The organism is Caloramator sp. ALD01 (assembly GCF_000472625.1).
Classification (GTDB): Bacteria; Bacillota; Clostridia; order Clostridiales; family Caloramatoraceae; genus Thermobrachium; species Thermobrachium proteoclasticum.
The window spans coordinates 1-3,574 of record NZ_AXAA01000059.1; the positions used below are offsets into that span (position 1 = coordinate 1).

8 protein-coding genes are annotated in these 3,574 nt (G+C 32.6%); 7 read left to right on the forward strand and 1 reads right to left on the reverse strand.

What is annotated here, in order from left to right; translation table 11 throughout:
- Nucleotides 1-179: 179 nt before the first annotated feature.
- The 4 genes from A3M9_RS0112085 to A3M9_RS14815 all read left to right on the forward strand — a co-directional run bounded on the left by A3M9_RS0112085 (nucleotide 180) and on the right by A3M9_RS14815 (nucleotide 1,476).
- Complete coding sequence (locus tag A3M9_RS0112085; RefSeq protein ID WP_027309412.1) at nucleotides 180-413, forward strand: hypothetical protein; 234 nt, start codon at nucleotides 180-182, stop codon at nucleotides 411-413.
- Nucleotides 407-655: a hypothetical protein gene (locus tag A3M9_RS0112090; RefSeq protein ID WP_027309413.1), complete on the forward strand. Its 249-nt coding sequence runs from the start codon at nucleotides 407-409 to the stop codon at nucleotides 653-655. The genes A3M9_RS0112085 and A3M9_RS0112090 overlap by 7 nt, the downstream gene beginning before the upstream one ends.
- A gap of 4 nt (nucleotides 656-659) precedes the next feature.
- Nucleotides 660-1,181 (forward strand): DUF1492 domain-containing protein, encoded by a 522-nt coding sequence (locus A3M9_RS0112095; RefSeq protein WP_027309414.1) that lies wholly within the window; start codon nucleotides 660-662, stop codon nucleotides 1,179-1,181.
- Between the two features lie 157 nt (nucleotides 1,182-1,338).
- Nucleotides 1,339-1,476, forward strand: coding sequence for a hypothetical protein (locus tag A3M9_RS14815; protein WP_198011973.1), 138 nt, complete (start codon nucleotides 1,339-1,341; stop codon nucleotides 1,474-1,476).
- A gap of 19 nt (nucleotides 1,477-1,495) precedes the next feature.
- On the opposite strand, the gene A3M9_RS14820 is transcribed toward A3M9_RS14815, so the two are convergent.
- Nucleotides 1,496-1,666, reverse strand: coding sequence for a hypothetical protein (locus A3M9_RS14820; protein ID WP_198011974.1), 171 nt, complete (start codon nucleotides 1,664-1,666; stop codon nucleotides 1,496-1,498).
- A 61-nt stretch (nucleotides 1,667-1,727) separates the two neighbouring features.
- Here A3M9_RS14820 and A3M9_RS13940 point away from each other — a divergent pair, with 61 nt between their 5' ends.
- The 3 genes from A3M9_RS13940 to A3M9_RS0112120 form a co-directional block, all read left to right on the forward strand.
- On the forward strand, nucleotides 1,728-2,012 hold the full coding sequence (locus A3M9_RS13940) for a hypothetical protein (RefSeq protein WP_051350737.1): 285 nt from the start codon (nucleotides 1,728-1,730) through the stop codon (nucleotides 2,010-2,012).
- Nucleotides 2,013-2,044: 32 nt separating this feature from the next.
- On the forward strand, nucleotides 2,045-2,512 hold the full coding sequence (locus A3M9_RS0112115) for a hypothetical protein (protein WP_027309415.1): 468 nt from the start codon (nucleotides 2,045-2,047) through the stop codon (nucleotides 2,510-2,512).
- A partial coding sequence (locus tag A3M9_RS0112120) for a PBSX family phage terminase large subunit (RefSeq protein ID WP_027309416.1) occupies nucleotides 2,499-3,574 on the forward strand: 1,076 nt, incomplete at its 3' end. The genes A3M9_RS0112115 and A3M9_RS0112120, both read left to right, overlap by 14 nt.

A 3,574-nucleotide genomic window follows, 5' to 3' on the forward strand; every position in this document is an offset into this window, starting at 1 on the left:
AAGCCACTCTCATTCCTGATGTAGCGAGGGGGAATGTGGCAGAGCTGAAATATAAAAGGGATTTGGCAGAGGTATCATATAAAACAGCGAGGGATATGTTGGAAGGTCTAATGGCAGAAATGAGCGGACTCCAAACGATATATAAGAAACAGAGTGAAGTGTGAGGGAGGTAAAGTGATATGAGCCCAGAAGTTGCAAGGTTGGCATATAGAGCAATAATCGACTACATGGGCGGAGACATAAAAAGATACAATAATCTCATAAATGAAGCAATGAGGATAAGTAATATAATATCTTGTCCTCATTGTAGAAATGCAATGATAGAAGGTAGAAAAGGAAAGACAAAAGAAAAAATAATGATATGCACACATTGTGGATATATAGAAAAACTGAAGGGGGAAGAAGTATGTTAAAGTTAGTAATAGCAACAATGTTGGGAGGAATAATAGGATTTTCAATGGCAGCATTAGTTGTTGCGATACCAAAAGATGAAGATGAGTTAAAAACTGAATGGATAGAATATAAATGCAAAATAAACCAAGCAAGTGGATGCAGTGATTATTGCTGCAGAGAATGTGAAAAGTTCAATGAATGCAGTTTCAAATGTGAGGGAAACCCAGAAAAATGCGGACAGGCATATATCAAATTGAGGTGATGACATGAAGGCTGAAATTTTTAGAAAGACAGAAGGGCATTTATATAGATACTATGAGACTGTAAAGAAAATAAAAGCATTGGAAGAGGAAATAAAGCATTTAGAAGCACAAAAAGATAGAATAAAAAAGGATATACAAGAAGCCAATATTAGCATAGAAACAGAATTAAATATGGGGATAGATTATAGTAACAGTAAAGTACAGTCATCAAACGATGGGACAAGTTATGCAGAAAAAGCACTTATAAGAGAAATAGAAAAGCTTGAAAAAGAATGGGTATACATAAGGAAAAAGCTCCTGAAGAAGAGAGCAAGAGTAAGAGAATTAGAAAGACAAATAAATTCTATGAAATGTAATATAGGAATGTTATCAGAAGAAAATAAAAGGTTTTTAGAATTGAAATATGGAGATAAAAAAACAATTGATGAGATAGCATATAATCTTAATATAGCAAGGGCAACAGTATATAGAAAAAGAGAGGAGCTAATAGAAGATATAGCAAAGTGGATGAATTGGGCAGGCTAAAACGTGAGACATTTTTGAGACGAATTTGAGACAGACAAGTAGCAAATAGATGTTATATAATTAGAGTAAGAAAACCCCCCATCTAAAAAGATTTATCCCCCAACAAAAGCACTGGTCATAGACTGGTGCTATTTTTTTAGAAAGGAGTTGAGGAGAGGTGCAACAAAAGAAAAAGGATAAGAAGAAGGAGAGGAAAAAGGAGCACCTCTCCTTTCGTGATATAAAAAGTATTATGGAAGAAAGACATATATACAAACGAGGAAAGGGTGGAGCTATTAAACATATAATAAGATAAAGGGTGTTGGTTATAAAATTTAACCTTCTTTACGAACACCTTTAAAAGGGCTATTATTACTTGTTTTCTGGTCAATAAAACGTCCAGTTTCAGAATCTCGTTTGACCCAAGAATCAGTCTTTGGATTATAAGTTTGCGAACGGTTGTCTACTGCTCCTCTACGATAGCCATTACCGGTATTCTTGGCCATAAGATCACCCTCTTTAATACCAACACCCTCGAGTAAAATTATACCAATTGGAGTGATAAAAATGAAGTTGCCAAGCAAGATAAAAATTGGTGGGATAATGCTTGATGTAATAATAGATGAACATTTAGCTGGAGCTGATGATAGATTTGGGGAATGTGATTTAATAAGAGGAAGGATAGTTATTGATGGGACACAACCAGACGACCATAAAGAGGTAGTGTTATTGCATGAGATATTAGAAGTAATTAATAAGGAGCATCAATTGGAGTTAGAGCATAGACAAATTACAAGTTTAGCAAGTTGTTTGTATCAAGTGTTGAAAGATAATAAGATTAGCTTTGAATAGGTGGCTTAAATTAAAAAGGCAGGTGAGGTGATGTGGCGAGGAGAAATTGGGAAGAGTTGAAAAAAGAGTTTATGTTAGGTGACTATAAAAGCCTCAAAGAATTTGCAGATAAAAAAGGAATAAACTATGATTATTTGAGAAGAAAAACTAAAGGTTGGTTAAAGGAAAGAGTCACAAAACAATCACAAAAGAGTCACAAAATTATAGAAAAAACTATTGAAAAACAAATTGAACATGAAGTAGATTATAATACGACTCACCTTAAACTTTGGGGTGAGTTTTTAAATATATTGAGTGAAGCTTTAAAAGATATAGAAAATATTAAAACAAGAGATGGAAAAATAAGTGCAGCTGCATTAGAAAAGTTAGCAAATGTAATGGATAAAGCTCAAAAAGGACAGCGATTAGCATTAGGATTAGATGAACAAAAGCAAGATAATACAGAGTTATTAAATAAGGTTAATGAAATAGTGAGGGCATTACAAGATGATAATGTTTAGTCAAAAACAAAAGGAATTTATAAAAAATGCAAATAAAAAATTAAATATAGCAGTAGGAAGTATAAGAACTGGGAAAACTGTTGTTGCTGCTATTGCATTTATTTTGCACGTTTTAAAGTTCAAAGAATCGCAAAACTTTGTTATAGTAGGAAAAACAAGAGATACAGCGAAAAGAAATGTTGTTGATGTAATACAAAAATACTTTGGAGAAAGTTCAATAAATTACACAGTTGCAAGAGATGAAATAAAACTGTTTGGACACAAAATATATGTTCTTGGTGCTAATGATGAAAAAGCAGAAACGAGATTTAGAGGTATGACATTAGCAGGAGGAATGCTTGATGAGGTTACAACATATCCAAGAAGTGTATTTGAACAAATACTGGCAAGAACAAGTATAGAAGGAGCAAAGATATACGCTACTACTAATCCAGATAGTCCATATCATTGGCTTTATACTGATTATATTCAAAGGGCAGATGAAAAAGACTATTATGTGATGAAGTTTTATTTAGATGATAATCCTTTTTTACCGAAGGAATATATAGAGTTTATCAAAAATACATACACAGGTTTGTTTTATAAAAGATTTATACTTGGCGAATGGGTAGCAGCAGATGGAATAATTTATGATATGTTTGATGAAAAACTACATGTGGTTGAAGAGATACCTAATATATTTGATAAATATATAGTTGGTATTGACTTTGGTATGGGGAATCCAACTGTGTTTCTACTCATTGGTGTTAGGAATAATATAAAATACGTTATTAATGAATATTACCATGAAGGAAGAGAAGAAGGTAAAAAGACAATTGAGAAGTATTCAAGGGATTTGAAACATTTTTTAGGTGGTATAAAACCGCATAAAATTTTTATAGACCCATCGGCACAAGCATTAATATACCAGCTTAAGTGTGATGGATTTTTAAATGTAAAGGAAGCAAATAACGATGTTTTAGATGGTATTGCAACAGTAGGGAACATGCTTGGTCAAAATCAATTATTCATTCATAGTAGCTGCAAAAACATTATAAGAGAATTTTATTCTTATGCTTGGGA

Bases quoted from the DNA above. Each gene is read 5' to 3' on its own strand.
- A3M9_RS0112085 (WP_027309412.1), top strand. From the start codon at position 180: ATGAGCCCAGAAGTTGCAAGGTTGGCATATAGAGCAATAATCGACTAC.
- A3M9_RS0112090 (WP_027309413.1), top strand. From the start codon at position 407: ATGTTAAAGTTAGTAATAGCAACAATGTTGGGAGGAATAATAGGATTT.
- A3M9_RS0112095 (WP_027309414.1), top strand. From the start codon at position 660: ATGAAGGCTGAAATTTTTAGAAAGACAGAAGGGCATTTATATAGATAC.
- A3M9_RS14820 (WP_198011974.1), bottom strand. From the start codon at position 1,666: ATGGCCAAGAATACCGGTAATGGCTATCGTAGAGGAGCAGTAGACAAC.
- A3M9_RS13940 (WP_051350737.1), top strand. From the start codon at position 1,728: ATGAAGTTGCCAAGCAAGATAAAAATTGGTGGGATAATGCTTGATGTA.